This window comes from Aquibaculum arenosum, from assembly GCF_029222965.1.
GTDB lineage: Bacteria > Pseudomonadota > Alphaproteobacteria > Kiloniellales > DSM-21159 > Aquibaculum > Aquibaculum arenosum.
Genome location: NZ_JARHUD010000003.1, coordinates 108,998 through 124,469 on the forward strand (window position 1 = coordinate 108,998; position 15,472 = coordinate 124,469).

The 15,472-nt window shown below is 64.9% G+C and carries 18 protein-coding genes; 11 read left to right on the plus strand and 7 right to left on the minus strand.

Going from position 1 to position 15,472, the window contains the following annotated elements; genetic code table 11:
* The first annotated feature begins 170 nt into the window (after positions 1 to 170).
* The 6 genes from P2G67_RS05600 to P2G67_RS05625 all read left to right on the plus strand — a co-directional run bounded on the left by P2G67_RS05600 (position 171) and on the right by P2G67_RS05625 (position 4,890).
* Positions 171 to 1,148 (plus strand): calcium/sodium antiporter, encoded by a 978-nt coding sequence (locus P2G67_RS05600; RefSeq protein WP_275820879.1) that lies wholly within the window; start codon positions 171 to 173, stop codon positions 1,146 to 1,148.
* Between the two features lie 58 nt (positions 1,149 to 1,206).
* Entirely contained in the window at positions 1,207 to 1,404 is a 198-nt protein-coding gene (locus P2G67_RS05605; RefSeq protein ID WP_275820881.1) for a twin transmembrane helix small protein, read from the plus strand.
* A 22-nt stretch (positions 1,405 to 1,426) separates the two neighbouring features.
* On the plus strand, positions 1,427 to 1,993 hold the full coding sequence (locus tag P2G67_RS05610; RefSeq protein WP_275820883.1) for a cob(I)yrinic acid a,c-diamide adenosyltransferase: 567 nt from the start codon (positions 1,427 to 1,429) through the stop codon (positions 1,991 to 1,993).
* 243 nt (positions 1,994 to 2,236) lie between these two features.
* Positions 2,237 to 2,986 carry an electron transfer flavoprotein subunit beta/FixA family protein gene (locus P2G67_RS05615; RefSeq protein ID WP_275820885.1) on the plus strand — a complete coding sequence of 250 codons (750 nt, stop codon included), beginning with the start codon at positions 2,237 to 2,239 and terminating at the stop codon, positions 2,984 to 2,986.
* A 2-nt stretch (positions 2,987 to 2,988) separates the two neighbouring features.
* Positions 2,989 to 3,942 carry an FAD-binding protein gene (locus P2G67_RS05620; RefSeq protein ID WP_275820887.1) on the plus strand — a complete coding sequence of 318 codons (954 nt, stop codon included), beginning with the start codon at positions 2,989 to 2,991 and terminating at the stop codon, positions 3,940 to 3,942.
* Between the two features lie 48 nt (positions 3,943 to 3,990).
* On the plus strand, positions 3,991 to 4,890 hold the full coding sequence (locus P2G67_RS05625; RefSeq protein ID WP_275820889.1) for a 3-hydroxybutyryl-CoA dehydrogenase: 900 nt from the start codon (positions 3,991 to 3,993) through the stop codon (positions 4,888 to 4,890).
* 69 nt (positions 4,891 to 4,959) lie between these two features.
* On the opposite strand, the gene P2G67_RS05630 is transcribed toward P2G67_RS05625, so the two are convergent.
* On the minus strand, positions 4,960 to 5,469 hold the full coding sequence (locus P2G67_RS05630) for an Lrp/AsnC family transcriptional regulator (protein ID WP_275820891.1): 510 nt from the start codon (positions 5,467 to 5,469) through the stop codon (positions 4,960 to 4,962).
* Positions 5,470 to 5,808: 339 nt separating this feature from the next.
* Here P2G67_RS05630 and P2G67_RS05635 point away from each other — a divergent pair, with 339 nt between their 5' ends.
* Positions 5,809 to 6,171, plus strand: a complete 363-nt coding sequence (locus tag P2G67_RS05635; RefSeq protein WP_275820893.1) for a helix-turn-helix domain-containing protein — start codon at positions 5,809 to 5,811, stop codon at positions 6,169 to 6,171.
* A 213-nt stretch (positions 6,172 to 6,384) separates the two neighbouring features.
* Positions 6,385 to 7,362, plus strand: a complete 978-nt coding sequence (gene trxB, locus P2G67_RS05640; protein ID WP_275820895.1) for a thioredoxin-disulfide reductase — start codon at positions 6,385 to 6,387, stop codon at positions 7,360 to 7,362.
* A gap of 43 nt (positions 7,363 to 7,405) precedes the next feature.
* Here the strand turns inward: trxB and P2G67_RS05645 are convergent, their stop codons facing one another.
* Positions 7,406 to 7,621, minus strand: a complete 216-nt coding sequence (locus P2G67_RS05645; RefSeq protein WP_275820897.1) for a DUF1674 domain-containing protein — start codon at positions 7,619 to 7,621, stop codon at positions 7,406 to 7,408.
* Positions 7,622 to 7,696: 75 nt separating this feature from the next.
* Between P2G67_RS05645 and htpX the strand changes: the two genes are divergently transcribed.
* The 3 genes from htpX to P2G67_RS05660 are packed head-to-tail and all read left to right on the plus strand — an operon-like array spanning position 7,697 to position 10,688.
* Positions 7,697 to 8,563: a zinc metalloprotease HtpX gene (htpX, locus tag P2G67_RS05650; RefSeq protein WP_275820899.1), complete on the plus strand. Its 867-nt coding sequence runs from the start codon at positions 7,697 to 7,699 to the stop codon at positions 8,561 to 8,563.
* 11 nt (positions 8,564 to 8,574) lie between these two features.
* Entirely contained in the window at positions 8,575 to 9,714 is a 1,140-nt protein-coding gene (locus P2G67_RS05655) for a Do family serine endopeptidase (RefSeq protein ID WP_322099646.1), read from the plus strand.
* Between the two features lie 14 nt (positions 9,715 to 9,728).
* Entirely contained in the window at positions 9,729 to 10,688 is a 960-nt protein-coding gene (locus tag P2G67_RS05660) for a zinc metalloprotease HtpX (RefSeq protein WP_275820901.1), read from the plus strand.
* 126 nt (positions 10,689 to 10,814) lie between these two features.
* On the opposite strand, the gene P2G67_RS05665 is transcribed toward P2G67_RS05660, so the two are convergent.
* From P2G67_RS05665 to atpD, 5 genes are all read right to left on the minus strand, one after another.
* Positions 10,815 to 11,141: a hypothetical protein gene (locus tag P2G67_RS05665; protein WP_275820903.1), complete on the minus strand. Its 327-nt coding sequence runs from the start codon at positions 11,139 to 11,141 to the stop codon at positions 10,815 to 10,817.
* Between the two features lie 127 nt (positions 11,142 to 11,268).
* Positions 11,269 to 12,480: a phosphoglycerate kinase gene (locus tag P2G67_RS05670; protein ID WP_275820905.1), complete on the minus strand. Its 1,212-nt coding sequence runs from the start codon at positions 12,478 to 12,480 to the stop codon at positions 11,269 to 11,271.
* 60 nt (positions 12,481 to 12,540) lie between these two features.
* Entirely contained in the window at positions 12,541 to 13,374 is an 834-nt protein-coding gene (locus tag P2G67_RS05675; RefSeq protein WP_275820907.1) for a ferritin-like domain-containing protein, read from the minus strand.
* Between the two features lie 187 nt (positions 13,375 to 13,561).
* Complete coding sequence (locus P2G67_RS05680; protein ID WP_275820909.1) at positions 13,562 to 13,978, minus strand: F0F1 ATP synthase subunit epsilon; 417 nt, start codon at positions 13,976 to 13,978, stop codon at positions 13,562 to 13,564.
* Between the two features lie 36 nt (positions 13,979 to 14,014).
* The gene (gene atpD, locus P2G67_RS05685; protein ID WP_275820910.1) at positions 14,015 to 15,439 is read right to left on the minus strand and encodes a F0F1 ATP synthase subunit beta; all 1,425 of its coding nucleotides are present in this window, start codon (positions 15,437 to 15,439) and stop codon (positions 14,015 to 14,017) included.
* Positions 15,440 to 15,472 lie beyond the last annotated feature (33 nt).

Consider the following 15,472-nt stretch of genomic DNA (forward strand, 5'->3'; position numbering starts at 1 on the left):
CTGCCCTTGCGGGTTCCCGACAGTCCTAGCCTTTCGGACCGCCCAGGCCAAGCTTTGCCCGGCGCTGATAGAGGCCGCCTGCGCAAAGAGTTCTTGAAATGACGCTGACCGCGCCGAGATTGAGCAACGTGCCCCCGGGGGCGGGCGTACGACAGATTAGGGACAATTCATTGCTGGTATACATACTGCTAGCCGTCGGTCTGGTGCTGCTTTGCGCCGGCGGTGAATTTCTGGTGCGCGGCGCTGTTGGGGCAGCACGGCGACTCGGCGTTTCCCCTCTGCTGATCGGCATCACGCTGGTGGGTTTCGGCACCTCAATGCCGGAACTGGTGGCCTCCGTTAAGGCCGCGCTCGCCGATGCACCGGGAATTGCCATTGGCAACGTGGTTGGCTCCAACATCGCGAACGTGCTGCTGATCATCGGCACCACGGCATTAATCGCACCAATATACGTCATGCGCGGGCCCTTCCCACGCGACGCCACAGTGATGATGGCGGCGGCCCTGCTGGTGGGCGCCGTGGTGCTCACCGACTTCATGGCCCGCTGGGCCGGCCTGCTCTTCCTTGCCGCGCTCAGCGTCTACCTCATCTACTGCTACGTTTCCGAGCGGCGGAACACCAAAGAAGGCGCGCAGCACGTTGCGGAAGCCGAAGAGATCGAGGCGGTGGAAGGACCCTTATGGAAGGCGCTGCTGGTTACGGCCATCGGTCTGGCGGGTGTGATCGCCGGCGCCCGTCTATTGGTTGATTCCGCTATTGAACTCGCAACACTGCTCGGCATATCGGAAACGGTGATCGGCGTGTCGGTCGTGGCCGTCGGCACCTCCCTGCCGGAATTGGCCGCTTCGATCACGGCCGCCTTGCGCCGACACGCCGACGTGGCCTTCGGCAACATCGTCGGCTCCAACATTTTCAACCTCCTCTTCATCCTGGGAGTCACCGCCACCATCAAGCCCATACCGGTGCCCGACGAGATCATCCGACTGGATTACTGGGTGATGCTGGGCGCCATGGCTCTGCTGGTGGTGGTGTCCGCCACCGGCTGGAAGATTGTGCGGCGGGAGGCAATGCTGTTCCTGCTGCTCTACGCTGGCTACATGACGCTGGTCTTTTCGCCAGCGGCCCAATCTCTGATCGGTCTGCAGTGATACCCACCGACAGGATCGGGGCTGGAAGACGCCCGGCACAAGGCATAGGTTCACAAGCATGAGCGCGTTCATGATCGTCCTCATGGTGATCGCGATGCTGATCACCCTGGGAGTCCTCTTCGCCGGCCTGTTTTCCATGGCCCGGGGCGGAGAGTTCAACAAGAAGTACGGCAACAAGCTGATGCGCTACCGCATCCTGGCGCAGGGGGCAGCGCTGCTGCTCTTCGCCATCGCGATGCTGTCTGCCGGCAAGTAATCACAGGCGAGCAGGAAACGCTATGGTTCAACTGACGCGCATCTACACCCGCGGCGGTGACAAGGGTAAGACCTCGCTCAGCGACGGCCGCCGCGTGGTCAAGCATGACCTGCGCGTGGCCGCCTACGGCACTGTGGACGAAGCCAACGCCGTGATCGGTCTGGCGCGCCAGCACACCGAGGGCGAGGTGGACGCGCTATTGAGCCGCATCCAGAACGACCTTTTCGATCTGGGCGCGGACCTGGCGACCCCCGAGAGCGAAGCCCCGAAGTATCCGCCACTGCGCATCGTCGCCGCGCAGGTCGACGCCCTGGAGCAGGCGATCGACCACTACAACGGCGCGCTGGAGCCCCTGAAGTCCTTCATCCTGCCCGGTGGTACGGCCGCCTCGGCCTGGCTGCATTTCGCCCGTACCGTGGTGCGCCGCGCCGAGCGCGAGATGACAGCGCTGGCCGAGACAGAAAGCGTCAACGCCGATGCCATTCGCTACGCCAACCGCCTGTCCGATCTGCTCTTCGTGCTGGCCCGCGCGCTGAACGACAACGGCAAGGCCGACGTGCTCTGGGTACCGGGACAAAATCGCGGCTGAGACGAGGGCGAGAAACGCGCTTCAGCGGCGGGGAGTCGCAATTGACAGGGTCCAGAGGTCTACTTATCGTGCGCGCGCTCGCTTGCCGGAACGGCGGCCGGCTTTCGGGTGTCAACCCCAGCATCACTGCGACCCGGAGTGACTGAGTCGTGGAGTAGCGGGGTTCGGGGGTAGCGGGGATTGCCCTCGAGCGTGCGTGTTTTCCGTTCCGGCGAAACTCATCAAGAAGGTAGCAGGCAGCCCATGAAGGTACTGGTCGCCATCAAACGCGTGATCGACGCCTATGTGAAGGTGCGCGTGAAATCCGACGGCTCGGGCGTGGAGACGCAGAACGTCAAGATGTCGATGAACCCGTTCTGCGAGATCGCCGTCGAGGAAGCGGTGCGCATGAAGGAAGCCGGCATCGCCAGCGAGGTGGTGGTGGTATCCTGCGGCCAGCAGAACAGCCAGGAAACAATCCGCACCGCGCTCGCCATGGGCGCCGATCGCGGCATCCTGGTGCAGAGCGATGCAGAACTGCAGCCGCTCGCCATCGCCAAGCTGCTCAAGGGCGTGGTTGAGAAGGAGCAGCCGGAGCTGGTCCTCATGGGCAAGCAGGCCGTCGATAACGATTTCAACCAGACCGGCCAGATGCTCTCGGCGCTGCTCGACTGGTCGCAGGCCACTTTCGCCTCCAAGATTGAAAAGAGCGACGGCAAGCTGACCGTCACGCGTGAAATCGACGGCGGGCTGGAGACCATCGAGGTCGCGTTGCCGGCCGTGGTGACCGCCGACCTGCGCCTGAACGAGCCGCGCTACGCTTCTCTGCCCAATATCATGAAGGCGAAGAAAAAGCCGATCGACACCATGAGCGCCGAGGACCTGGGCGTCGATCCCAGCCCGCGACTCAGCGTGGTCAAGGTGAGCGAGCCGCCGGCGCGTCAGGGCGGCGCTAAGGTGGGATCGGTTGCCGAGCTCGTGGAAAAGCTGAAGAACGAAGCGAAGGTCATCTGACGATGAGCATTCTGGTCATTGCCGAGCACGACGGTGGCGCACTCAAGCCTGCGACGCTGAACGCGGTCACTGCTGCCAAGGAAATCGCCGGCCACAGCGACGGCGAACTGCACATGCTGGTTGCCGGTGAAGGCGTCGACGCCGCCGCCGAGGCCGCTGCCAAGGTCGAGGGCGTCACCAAGGTCCTGAAGGCCGACGATGGCGCCTATGCGCACCTGCTGGCGGAGAATGTCGCTCCGCTCCTGGTCAAACTGGCCGAGAGCTACGACTATCTGGTCGCGCCGTCGGGCACATTCTCCAAGAACGTGATGCCGCGGGTTGGCGCGCTGCTCGACCTGCAGCCCCTTACCGACGTTGTCGCGGTGGAAAGCGCGGATAGCTTCGTGCGCCCGATCTATGCCGGCAACGCGCTGGCCACGGTGAAGATGGGCGATGCCCGCAAGCTGATCACCGTGCGCGCCACCGCTTTCGACGCAGCAGCGCCGGAAGGTGGCTCCGCCGCCATCGAGGCCGTGGAAAGCACCGGGGACAGCGGCAAGTCGAGCTACGTCGGCTCCGAGCTCACCCAATCCGAGCGCCCGGAATTGACCAGCGCCCGGGTCGTGATCTCCGGCGGCCGCGGCATGCAGAATGGCGAGAACTTCGCCATGCTGGAAAAGATTGCCGACAAGTTGGGTGCCGCCGTCGGTGCCAGCCGTGCGGCGGTCGATGCCGGCTATGTGCCGAACGACTATCAAGTGGGGCAGACCGGCAAGGTGGTGGCGCCCGAGCTTTACATTGCGGTCGGCATTTCCGGTGCGATCCAGCATCTCGCCGGCATGAAGGACAGCAAGGTGATCGTCGCCATCAACAAGGACGAGGAAGCGCCCATCTTCCAGGTCGCCGACTACGGCCTTGTGGCCGATCTCTTCCAGGCGGTCCCGGAACTGGAGCAGGAACTGGACAAGGCGCTGTAGGCGACGGGCCCGCCCCTCGCCTGACAGGCCCAACGCGGAGTGAGTTTCATGGCCGAGCAGGTCTCGACGCTGCAGGACTTCAAGACCATCGGGGTGATCGGCGCCGGCCAGATGGGCAGCGGCATCGCCCAGGTCTGTGCATTGGCCGGCTACGATGTGCGGCTGCAGGACATCGGTGAAGAGCCGCTCAAGCGAGGGGTCGAGGCGGTCACCCGCAACCTCGATCGCCAGGTCCGCAAGGAGCGCCTCAGCGAAGCGGACAGCAAAGCCGCGCTGGGCCGCATCTCAACTGATGTCTCCATGGATTTCCTCAATAACTGCGACCTCGTAATCGAGGCCGCCACCGAGAACGAGGAAATCAAGCGGGCCATCTTTCAGCAGCTCTGTCAGGGGCTGCAGCCGGAGGCGGTGATCTGTACCAACACCTCCTCCATTTCGGTCACGCGCCTCGCCTCGGGCACGGACCGGCCCGAGCGCTTCATGGGCATGCACTTCATGAACCCCGTGCCGGTCATGCAGCTCGTGGAGCTGATCCGCGGCATCGCGACCAACGAGGAAACCTTCAGCCGCATCCGGCAGCTCACCGTCACGCTGGGCAAGACCCCGGTCGCGGCCGAAGACTTCCCCGCCTTCATCGTCAACCGCATCCTGCTGCCGATGATCAACGAGGCGGTCTACACCCTCTATGAGGGCGTGGGTTCGGTGGAAGCCATCGACACGGCAATGAAGCTGGGGGCCAACCACCCTATGGGGCCGCTGGAACTGGCCGACTTCATTGGCCTCGATACCTGCCTTGCGGTGATGTACGTGCTCTACGAGGGCCTTGCCGACAGCAAGTACCGGCCCTGCCCGCTGCTGGTGAAGTACGTCGAGGCCGGCTGGGTCGGTCGTAAGGCTGGGCGCGGCTTCTACGACTACAGCACCGACACCCCAGTCCCCACCCGCTGAGCGGCCTCGAGCCGGCACACGGGGGCGGAGCCGATCAGTCGCCTGTGCGCGTGCCGGCCTGCATCACGATCACTCCTCGCCCTGCCCCACCTGAACGGAAAGCGCCGTTTCTTCTTCCACCGGCACGCCCGGACGGTCGGTCGAGGTGCGGATCGTCTGCACGGTCAGCACCGTGGAGACATGGGGCGAGCCGGTCAGGCGGCGCGTCAGTTCGTTCTCGTGGGAAGTGTTGCGGGCCACCAGCTTGAGCAGGAAGTCGTGCGGTCCGCGCGCCATGTGGCACTCGCGCACCTCGGGCCAGGCCGCGACCATCGCCTCAAAGCCTTCCAGAACACTCTCGCTTTGGCTGTCCAGACCCACCAGTGCGAAGAACAGCACCTCATATCCGAGCAACTCGGCATCGAGATCGGCGTGATAGCCCCTGATGAAGCCCGCTTCCTCCAAGGCGCGCACCCGGCGCAGACAGGGCGGCGCGGATATGCCCACGCGGCTCGCCAGTTCGACATTGGTCATCCGGCCTTCCGCCTGCAGATCCTTGAGAATACGCAGATCAATCCGATCGAGCTTGACGCGCGGCATTGGGGACTCCCTGTTTCTGGGCTTGCTTCGCTGTCCCGCAGGGGCTGTGAGAGTAGCGGGCAAAATGACAGCTGGTGACATCTGGCTCCGGCACCCGTCAAACTCGGATCCGGCGACTCACGATTCGCGCACGAATATTGCGCAAATCCCCCTTGTGAATCAAGCAGCGTGCGTCTGCTCGATTGTCGACAATGTTTTTTTCTCGGCACCCGTTGACGGCGAGGATTGGGTCAGCAATCATTGATTGCGGCAATGATAACCCGTGCCGACAACGCCCTCGGCATTAGAATCCACCGCAGTCCGGGGGACAAGGGCGCAGATATTAGGGGACTACGGGACATGTTTCACCCGACGGACGTGCACATCGGGCGGCGAATTCGTGAGCGCCGAGTCGAACTTGGCATGAGCCAAAGCGCGTTGGCCGAACAACTCGGCATCACCTTCCAGCAGGTCCAGAAGTATGAGCGCGGCGGCAACCGCGTGAGCGGCAGCCGGCTGTGGGACATCAGCCGCGTGCTGGGCGTCAACGTCAGTCACTTCTTCGAGGGTCTGCAGGAGCAGCCCAATGCGGCGGCGCAGGAAGACAGCATGCCGCTCACCCGTCAAAGTCTGGAGGTCGCCCGAGCGATCAACTCCATACCCGAGGGCGAAGTGAAGTCCCAGATCGTGAAACTGGTAAAGACCTTCGCCAAGTCGGCCTGACCAGCAGACAGGATCGGCCGGGGCCAAGGGGGTTCCGGCCGGCCCCCACTCAGCCTAAGCACGCTGGCCCACGCGCGTGCTTGCGAGGACAGGCCAGGCTTCTTACTGTCCAGCCAGCCGGCATGGTGGCCGGCTAGACTGGAGCCATGCCTCTACTCGGGTCGCTGAGCGACTCCGATCTGAGACGAGCGGCTCTAAAGCAGTGGAGCGGTTATGCCCGACACACGTCATTCGCGCGTTCTGATTCTGGGCTCGGGGCCGGCCGGCTACACAGCGGCCATCTATGCGGCCCGGGCAAATCTCAAGCCGATGCTAATCCAGGGCCTGCAACCCGGAGGGCAGCTCTCCATCACGACCGATGTCGAGAACTACCCCGGCTTTGCTGACCCCATCCAGGGCCCCTGGCTCATGGAGCAGATGGGCGCCCAGGCGGCGAACGTCGGCACCGAGATCATCACCGACACCATCGTCGAGGTGAACCTGAAGCAACAGCCCTTCCTGGCCGTGGGCGACAGTGGCACGCGCTACACCGGGGACAGCTTCATTATCTGCACCGGTGCCCAGGCCCGCTGGCTGGGGGTTCCGGGAGAGGAGCGTCTGCGCGGCTTTGGCGTCTCCGCCTGCGCCACCTGCGACGGCTTCTTCTATCGCGGCAAGCAGGTGGCGGTCATCGGCGGCGGCAACACCGCGGCCGAAGAGGCACTCTTCCTCACCAACTTCGCCGAAAAGGTTCATCTCGTGCACCGGCGCGACAGCCTGCGGGCCGAGAAGATCCTGCAGGACCGTCTCTTCGCCAACCCGAAGATCGAGTTCATCTGGAACTCTGTGGTCGAGGAAGTGCTCGGTGACGAAGGTCAGGGCGGGCTGCCGCCGGGCGTCACCGGCGTGCGTCTGAGGAGCAGCAAGGACGGTGAGCAGCGGGATCTGGCCGTGGACGGCGTTTTCGTCGCCATTGGCCACGATCCGGCCACGCAGCTCTTCAGGGAGCAGCTTCGCACCGACGCCAACGGCTACATCCTCACCGCGCCCGATTCCACCGCCACCGACATCCCCGGGGTTTATGCGGCTGGCGACGTGAAGGACCATGTCTACCGCCAGGCCGTGACCGCTGCCGGGATGGGCTGCATGGCCGCCCTGGAGGCCGAGCGCTGGCTCGCGACTCAGGATCTGGTCGAACAGGCTGCGGAATAGCGAGCGGCGCGGGTGGACAACGCGCTGCAGCCTGCGCCACGGCTCAGAAGTCGACGCAGATGCCCTTGCGTTCCCAGTCGCCGTAACGGGTCGGCTCCGGCCCCTCGGGGCCACCGATCTCCTTGCTTTCAGGCTTGGGGTTGGCAGCTTGCTCGGCACGAGCGCGTGCAGCAGCATCGACGGACTCACCGCCCGGACGCGCCCCGCTGCGCAGAGGCGCTGCCGGGCTTTTTGGAGTGTGGCTCTTGAACTCGCGCATGGGCGGAATATAGCCCGGCGGGCACCGGCTGCCAAGGCTTGAACAGGCGGTGGCGCGCCTTACTTATCTCTCGCTATGAGTTACGCAAAAACAGCTCTTCTCCTCGCCGGCATGACCGGCCTTTTTCTCGCGGTCGGCTACCTCCTGGCGGGGGGAAGCGGCATGCTCATTGCGCTGGTCATCGCCATGGGCATGAACTTCTTTGCCTACTGGAAGAGCGATTCCATGGTGCTCCGCATGTACGGCGCCAGACAGGTGGACCGGAGCAGCGCGCCCGAGCTCTACGGCATTGTCGAGCGCCTGGCGGAGAATGCCGGGCTACCCATGCCCAAGGTTTTTGTCATCGAGAATGAGCAGCCCAACGCCTTTGCCACGGGGCGCAACCCGGCCAATGCGGCTGTGGCCGCGACGACAGGCCTGCTCCGACGCCTGAGTTGGGAAGAGGTGGCCGGTGTCATGGCCCATGAACTGGCGCACGTCAAAAGCCGCGACACGCTGATCATGACCATCACCGCGACATTGGCCGGCGCAATCTCCATGCTGGCCAACTTCGCGCTGTTCTTCGGCGGCAACCGCAACAACCCGCTGGGCATCGTCGGCGTGATCCTGATGATGGTGCTGGCTCCAATGGCCGCGATGGTGGTGCAGATGGCGATCTCGCGCACCGGCGAGTACCGCGCCGACGCTGAAGGCGCACGCATCTGCGGCCAGCCGCTGTGGCTTGCCTCGGCCTTGGAGAAAATTGAGCAGGCGGCTCAGCGCATTGACAATGGCGCCGCCGAACGCAATCCGGCGACGGCCCATCTCTTCATCATCAATCCGCTGCACGCCCATAAGGTGGACAGTCTCTTCTCGACTCATCCGCGCACCGCCAACCGCGTTGCCCGTCTGCGGGAGATGGCCGGCGCCACAACCACCGCTGCACGAGGGCCCTGGGGATAGGGGGATCAGCCATGCCGGCAGAGCCAGGATTGAACGCACGCACCAAAAGTCCGGGACCTCTGAGCGGACAGCAAAGCCGCCGACGCACCCTGGCGCTGCTGGGCGCTGCGCTCAGCCTGCCGCTGCTTGCGCCAACGGCCGAAGCCTTCGATCTCGACCGCGAGCGCGGGGTGCTCACTGTTGCGCCACAGCTCTCCCGGGTCACGCCGGCCGTGGTCAACATTTCCGTGCGCCAGCAGGTGCCCGTGCACCAGAACCCGCTGCTACAGGATCCCTTTTTCCGCCGCTTCTTCGGCTTGCCGGAATGGCAGGCACCGCAGCAGCGCCAAGCGCTCTCCGCCGGCTCGGGCGTGATCGTCGATGCCGGGCGCGGCCTTGTCATGACCAACACCCACGTTATCGAGCACGCAGACCAGATCATCGTCTCGCTGGTGGATGGCCGCCAGGAGCCGGCCGAGGTCGTCGGTGTGGACTCCGCCACCGACATCGCCCTGTTGCGTATCCGCGGCGACAACCTCCAGGCCGCGCCCATGGGCGACTCCGATCGCCTGGAGGTGGGTGACCTGGTCTTTGCCATCGGCAATCCCTTCGGCCTGGGACAGACCGTGACCAGCGGTATCATCTCCGCTTTGGGCCGCACCGGCATCAACCGCGGCGGCTACGAGGACTTCATCCAGACCGACGCCTCGATCAACCCCGGCAATTCCGGCGGCGCGCTGGTCAACTCCCGCGGCGAACTCATCGGCATAAACACGGCGATCCTCAGCCGCTCCGGCGGCAACATCGGCATCGGCTTTGCCGTGCCGAGCAATCTGGCGCGCGGGGTCATGGAGCAGCTCATGGCCCATGGACGGGTCGAGCGCGGCCGCATCGGCGTGTCGATCCAGGATCTCACCCCCGATCTGGCCCAGGCCTTCGAGCTTCCCGGTGTCGACGGCGCCCTGGTCACCGCAGTGGAGACTGGCTCTCCTGCCGCCCAGGCCGGGCTGCAGCGTGGCGATCTCATTATCGCGGTTGAGGGTGAAGCAGTGCGCAATTCCACCGCGCTGCGCAATCGCATCGGCCTTGTGCGAGTCGGTGAGCGGGTGCGCATAACCATTCTGCGTGACGGACGACAGCATCAGCTCCAGCTGCGCGTCGCGGCTCTGTGACACGAGGGCCGACCATGGCCCGCCCCGGCTTTCCTTCCTCCGGCCTCAACGAGGCCATACGCCGCCGGCACAAGCGGCGCAATCTCCTGCAATCCTTGATTCTGCTCCTGGCCATGGCCGGACTGCTGGGCGTATGCGCGCTGCTGCTTTTTGGCCCGGCGGCCAGCCTCTGGGCGGCGCTGGGCTGGCTGCTCGGCATAGCCATCGCCCCACGGATCGAGCCGGGCGCAGCGCTGGCGCTTTACGGCGCCCGCCCCCTGCCCCGCCAGGCCTTTCCCAACGGCTACGACATCCTCGAGCGCCTGGCAGCCCAGGCCGGCTTGCAGCAGCTGCCGCCGCTCTATCATCTGCCCAGTCCGCAGCTCAATGCCTTCACCGTCGGACGCCGGGGAGAGGCGGCCATCGCCGTGACCGACGGGCTACTGCGCCAACTCAATGCCCGCGAGTTCGCCGCCGTGATGGCCCACGAGATCGGTCATCTGATAAACAACGATCTCTGGGTGATGAATCTCGCCGACAGCCTGTCCCGCCTCACCCGGGTGCTGGGCTTTGTCGGCCTGCTGCTGCTCTTCCTCGGATTGCCGCTCGTGCTCACCGGAGAGGCCGAACCGGGCTGGCTGCTTGGGGCCGGTCTGCTGGCGCTCGCGCCGACGCTGGCCGCCCTGCTGCAACTGGCGCTCTCGCGCACCCGCGAATTCGATGCCGACCTGGAAGCCGTAGCGCTGACCGGAGACCCCGCCGGCCTGGCCTCGGCCCTGACCAAGCTGGAGCGGCGCCAGCGCGGCCTCTGGGCGCTGGTGACCGGCCAGGGGAAGACGCAGATCCCGTCACTGCTGCGCAGCCATCCGGGCACCTCCGAGCGCATTGAACGCCTGCGCAGCCTCCAAGGCGACCAGGAGCGCATTGCCCTCTGGGGTGATCAACTTGATCGTCCGGACCGACCGTCGCGGCGACGCCCGTGGGATCGAAGATGAGGTATAGTACGCTTCATTGGGGCGCCAAAAGCAATCGGCCCGCCTCCGAGGAAGCGGGCCGATCTTGAAACCGGGGTACCTGCGTCATCCGCCCGCATGCACTGCGGGCGGATTGGCATGGGAGACTCAGGCACCTATGTCGCTGTCCTCGACCCAGCGGAAATCGGAGTTTTCCGCCACGCCCGGAGCAGCCTCAAATCGCGTGGGCTGCGACTGCGCGCTGTTCGGGTTGAAGGACTCGAGGCTGGCATTGCCGCTACCAACGGGCGCGTTGCGGTGGATAACCACGCCGTCGTGCGCGGACTGGAAAGCTGTGGGCTGATTGGCCTGCGCCTCGGTGGCGTGGCCGACGTAGCTGTTGAGGCTCGCGTTCTGCTGGCCCATGTCCGCCATGGCCGGGGTCGCCGCCACAATTGCCAGAACCGCTGCTGATGCCAATACCGTCTTCATCATGGTGATCTCCTTAAGGGTTGAGACTTGGAAGGAAAGATCCTCCAAGCGCCTGACCAAGAGATCGTTATTCCCTTCCGAATAGGTAAGGGCCGCATTCAGCAGCGGACTGTTTCCGAAAACAGAACAATCAGCCCCTTGAATCCTCACGCAGCACCTGGACGCCGGGGAGCGTCTTGCCTTCCAGCCATTCCAGGAAGGCGCCGCCGGCTGAAGAGACATAGCTGAAGGCATCCAGCACGCCCGCATGGCTCAGCGCGGCCACGGTGTCCCCGCCGCCGGCCACCGACAGCAGCGTGCCGGCGCGCGTCAAATCAGCCGCGGCCTGGGCCACCTGGTTGGTGCCGGCATCGAAGGGCTGAATTTCGAAGGCACCCAGGGGACCGTTCCACACCAGCGTCTTGCACTCCGCCAGTCGCAGCGCGATGTGCTCGGCGGTGCGCGGACCGATGTCCAGGATCATGCGCTCGGCCGGCACCTGCTTCACCGTCACCACGTCATAGGCGGCATTGGGCTTGAACTCGGCCGCGACGACCGCGTCGGTCGGCAGCACGATGTCGCAGTCAGCGGCCTTGGCCTTGCGCACGATCTCCTCGACCGTGGGCGCCATCTCCTTCTCACAGAGGGAAGCGCCCACATCGACGCCAAGAGCGTGCAGGAAGGTGTTGGCCATGCCCCCACCGATCACCAGGAGCTGCACCTTTTCCACCAGGTTGCCCAGCAGCTCCAGCTTGGTGGAAACCTTGGCGCCGCCGACGATAGCCGCCACGGGCCGCTCGGGCTGCTCCAGCGCCTTCTGGAGCGCCTCCAGCTCCTCCTGCATCAGCAAACCGGCCACGGCCGGCAGCTTGTGCGCAATGCCCTCCACTGACGCGTGGGCGCGATGGGCGGCGGAGAAGGCATCGCTGACGAAAAGGTCGCCCAGCGCCGCCAGCTTGCCGGCAAACTCAGGGTTGTTCTTCTCCTCGCCCTTGTGGAAGCGGAGGTTCTCCAGCAGCAGCACACCGCCCTCGGGCAGCGCGGCCAGGGCCTGTTCGGCCGGGGCGCCGATGCAATCCTCGGCAAAGCGTACGGGCACGTCCGGGCCCAGGGCGGCCTGAAGCTCAGGCACCAGCGGCGCCAGCGACATGTCCTCGCGGCGCTCGCCCTTGGGCCGGCCGAAGTGGCTCAGGAGTACGACCTTTGCACCGGCGTCCCGCAGGCGGCGGATCGTGGGCAGGGCGCGTGTGATGCGGGTCGCGTCGGTCACCCGCCCCGCTTCCATGGGCACGTTGAAATCCACCCGTACCAGGGCGGTGCGTCCCGCAAGCGTGACGTCATCAAGGGTTCGGAAGGCTGTCATGGGACGCTCCGGCAAAAAGGAGGACGTTGAACGAACGACTCCCGGTCGCATGGCCGGGCGTCAGGCTGCGAGCGCACCGTCGCGGCTGAGACGGCGGTGGCGCCGGCGCATTGTGCCATAGGCGACCTTGGCCATGAGCTGGGCCACGCGTCCCTGGGCACTGAGTCCGGCGGCCTTGCAAATCATGGCAGAGGCCCGCTGCACGCGCATGGGCTTATAGTAGCCATAGGCGCGCACCATGTAGGCACTGCTCCAGCGCTTGCGGTCATAGGGCTCGTCGGCCGGCGCGTTGGCGGCGTAGTAGGCATAGGCGAGCTCGTCGTCCTCGGTCTCCTGCATGCGGCCCACCGCGATCAGGAAACGCCGGAGGCGGCTGATGTTCTCATGCTCGAGATAGCGGCGCAGGTGCGTGTAGAAGAGCTTGTAGTGGCGCAGTTCGTCGGCCGCGATGCGCTGACAGATCTCCTTGAAGACCGGCTCCTCGGTCGAGTCGGCCAGAGATCCGTAGTAGGAGGAGGTGCCCACCTCGACGATGCAACGCGCCACCAACTCGCCGCTGCGCGAGCCGCGCACGGAAGTGGTGGAATCGACCGGAATACGGAAGCCGGCGCGGAAGCGTTCCATGGCGCCGTCGAAATCGAAGTCGGGATCGGCCATGCGGGCCCAGCGGCCCAGCGCTTCGCCATGTTGCACCTCTTCCCCGGCCCAGCGTCGGGCTTCAGCCTTGAAGGTCTCATCGTCGGGAAAGACGTTGCAGAGATAATCGGCGTAGTCGCCGGAATTGAACTCGACCAGCGCTGCTGCCTTGGCGATTTTCAGAAGCTCAGGATCGACCCGCGTGCGATCAAAGCGATCCCAGGCGATGTCGTCGAGCGACCAGTGCTTGTCGGACATGTCTCACCCTCGGCCCCCTGATGTTCACCGGTTCTTCGCTTTGGAATCCGGCGCTTGCCATGTAAGTGCGATGGCTAACGGCCGCAAGAGAGAGCATTTTCGCTCCGCACGCAACCCTCAAGCTCGCGTGGGCAGCCCAAAAAAACGAGGGCAGGACCGGTGTCGCACCGGCCCATCCGCCTCACACTCAGTTGGCGCGGCTCAAAGCGTCGAGCTTGGCTTCCAGGACGTTCACGCGCTTCGCCGCAACAGCCTTATCATGCTCGCTCTTCGCGTCCGCCACATCCTCGCGGGCATTCTTCAATGCTTGCTCGGTCGCAGCACGATCGATCTCTTCCAGCGGCTCCGCCTCCACAGCCAGAACGGTACAACGCTCTGGTGTGACTTCAGCGAATCCGCCGGAAACGAATAGGCGCTGGCTGACCGCCCGGCGCTCTTCGTAGACCGAAATGACACCGGGCCGCACCGTGGAAATCATCGGCGCATGGCGGGGCAGCACGCCGAAATCGCCATCGCCGCCCGGCACCACGACCATGTCCACTGCCTGCGACAGCAGCAGCTTCTCCGGCGAGACGAGTTCGAACTCGACCTTCTGCTCAGCCATGTCAGCCTATCCTCGTTCTTGCCAAAGACCCGTCGACTATGCCGCTTCGGCGGCCATCTTGCGGGCCTTCTCGACGGCGTCGTCGATGGTGCCGACCATGTAGAAGGCCGCTTCCGGCAGGTGGTCGTACTCGCCTTCCACCAAGCCCTTGAAGCCGCGAATGGTCTCTTCGAGCGGCACCTGCACACCCGGCGTGCCGGTGAAGACCTGTGCCACGTCGAAAGGCTGCGAGAAGAAGCGCTGGATCTTGCGGGCCCGGGCCACGGTCAGCTTGTCCTCTTCGGACAGCTCGTCCATGCCCAGAATGGCGATGATGTCCTGAAGCTGCTTGTACTGCTGCAGCGTCTCCTGGACCCGGCGCGCCACGTTGTAGTGCTCCTCGCCCACCACATCCGGCTCAAGGATGCGGCTGGTGGAGTCGAGCGGATCGACGGCCGGGTAGATGCCCAGCTCGGCAATCTGACGACTCAGCACCGTGGTCGCGTCCAAGTGCGAAAAGGAGGTGGCCGGAGCCGGGTCGGTCAAGTCGTCGGCCGGCACGTAAATGGCCTGCACCGAGGTGATCGAGCCCTTCTTGGTGGTGGTGATCCGCTCCTGCAGCTGCCCCATGTCGGTGGCCAGCGTCGGCTGATAGCCCACCGCCGAGGGAATGCGTCCCAAGAGGGCGGACACTTCCGAACCCGCCTGCGTAAAGCGGAAGATGTTGTCCACGAAGAACAGCACGTCCTGGCCTTCCTCATCACGGAAGTACTCGGCCAGGGTCAGACCGGTCAGCGCGACGCGAGAGCGGGCGCCCGGCGGCTCGTTCATCTGACCGTAAACCAGCGCGGCCTTGGAACCCGGGCCATCGGTCTTGATGACGCCGGAGTCCATCATCTCGTGGTAAAGGTCGTTGCCCTCACGGGTGCGCTCGCCGACGCCGGCGAAGACAGAGTAGCCACCGTGAGTCTTTGCGACGTTGTTGATCAGCTCCATGATCAGCACCGTCTTGCCCACACCGGCGCCACCGAAGAGGCCGATCTTGCCGCCCTTGGCATAGGGAGCGAGCAGGTCAACCACCTTAATGCCGGTCACCAGGATCTCGGCGTCGGTGGACTGATCGGTGTAGGTCGGTGCCGGCCGGTGAATCGGCGCCTGCATCTTGGCGTCCACCGGGCCGCGCTCGTCAATCGGCTCGCCGATGACGTTGATGATGCGCCCCAGCGTCTCGGGACCGACCGGAACCGCGATCGGTCCGCCGGTGTCGGTGACCTGCTGACCGCGCACCAGACCTTCGGTCGCGTCCATGGCGATGGTGCGGACCATGTTTTCACCGAGATGCTGCGCGACCTCCAGCACCAGTCGCTGGCCCTGGTTCTCGCTCTCGAGCGCGTTCATGATCGCAGGCAGGTCGCCTTCGAACTGCACGTCGACCACCGGTCCCATGACCTGGGTGACTTTCCCGACGAGGTTCTTGGCCATCCTATGCTCCTCTAGTGCCTTTCGCTTCCATGC

What these genes read in the sequence shown, in the direction of transcription:
- P2G67_RS05605 (WP_275820881.1), top strand. Translation starts at nt 1,207, where the DNA reads ATGAGCGCGTTCATGATCGTCCTCATGGTGATCGCGATGCTGATCACC.
- P2G67_RS05610 (WP_275820883.1), top strand. Translation starts at nt 1,427, where the DNA reads ATGGTTCAACTGACGCGCATCTACACCCGCGGCGGTGACAAGGGTAAG.
- P2G67_RS05615 (WP_275820885.1), top strand. Translation starts at nt 2,237, where the DNA reads ATGAAGGTACTGGTCGCCATCAAACGCGTGATCGACGCCTATGTGAAG.
- P2G67_RS05620 (WP_275820887.1), top strand. Translation starts at nt 2,989, where the DNA reads ATGAGCATTCTGGTCATTGCCGAGCACGACGGTGGCGCACTCAAGCCT.
- P2G67_RS05625 (WP_275820889.1), top strand. Translation starts at nt 3,991, where the DNA reads ATGGCCGAGCAGGTCTCGACGCTGCAGGACTTCAAGACCATCGGGGTG.
- P2G67_RS05630 (WP_275820891.1), bottom strand. Translation starts at nt 5,469, where the DNA reads ATGCCGCGCGTCAAGCTCGATCGGATTGATCTGCGTATTCTCAAGGAT.
- P2G67_RS05635 (WP_275820893.1), top strand. Translation starts at nt 5,809, where the DNA reads ATGTTTCACCCGACGGACGTGCACATCGGGCGGCGAATTCGTGAGCGC.
- trxB (WP_275820895.1), top strand. Translation starts at nt 6,385, where the DNA reads ATGCCCGACACACGTCATTCGCGCGTTCTGATTCTGGGCTCGGGGCCG.
- P2G67_RS05645 (WP_275820897.1), bottom strand. Translation starts at nt 7,621, where the DNA reads ATGCGCGAGTTCAAGAGCCACACTCCAAAAAGCCCGGCAGCGCCTCTG.
- htpX (WP_275820899.1), top strand. Translation starts at nt 7,697, where the DNA reads ATGAGTTACGCAAAAACAGCTCTTCTCCTCGCCGGCATGACCGGCCTT.
- P2G67_RS05655 (WP_322099646.1), top strand. Translation starts at nt 8,575, where the DNA reads ATGCCGGCAGAGCCAGGATTGAACGCACGCACCAAAAGTCCGGGACCT.
- P2G67_RS05660 (WP_275820901.1), top strand. Translation starts at nt 9,729, where the DNA reads ATGGCCCGCCCCGGCTTTCCTTCCTCCGGCCTCAACGAGGCCATACGC.
- P2G67_RS05665 (WP_275820903.1), bottom strand. Translation starts at nt 11,141, where the DNA reads ATGATGAAGACGGTATTGGCATCAGCAGCGGTTCTGGCAATTGTGGCG.
- P2G67_RS05670 (WP_275820905.1), bottom strand. Translation starts at nt 12,480, where the DNA reads ATGACAGCCTTCCGAACCCTTGATGACGTCACGCTTGCGGGACGCACC.
- P2G67_RS05675 (WP_275820907.1), bottom strand. Translation starts at nt 13,374, where the DNA reads ATGTCCGACAAGCACTGGTCGCTCGACGACATCGCCTGGGATCGCTTT.
- P2G67_RS05680 (WP_275820909.1), bottom strand. Translation starts at nt 13,978, where the DNA reads ATGGCTGAGCAGAAGGTCGAGTTCGAACTCGTCTCGCCGGAGAAGCTG.
- atpD (WP_275820910.1), bottom strand. Translation starts at nt 15,439, where the DNA reads ATGGCCAAGAACCTCGTCGGGAAAGTCACCCAGGTCATGGGACCGGTG.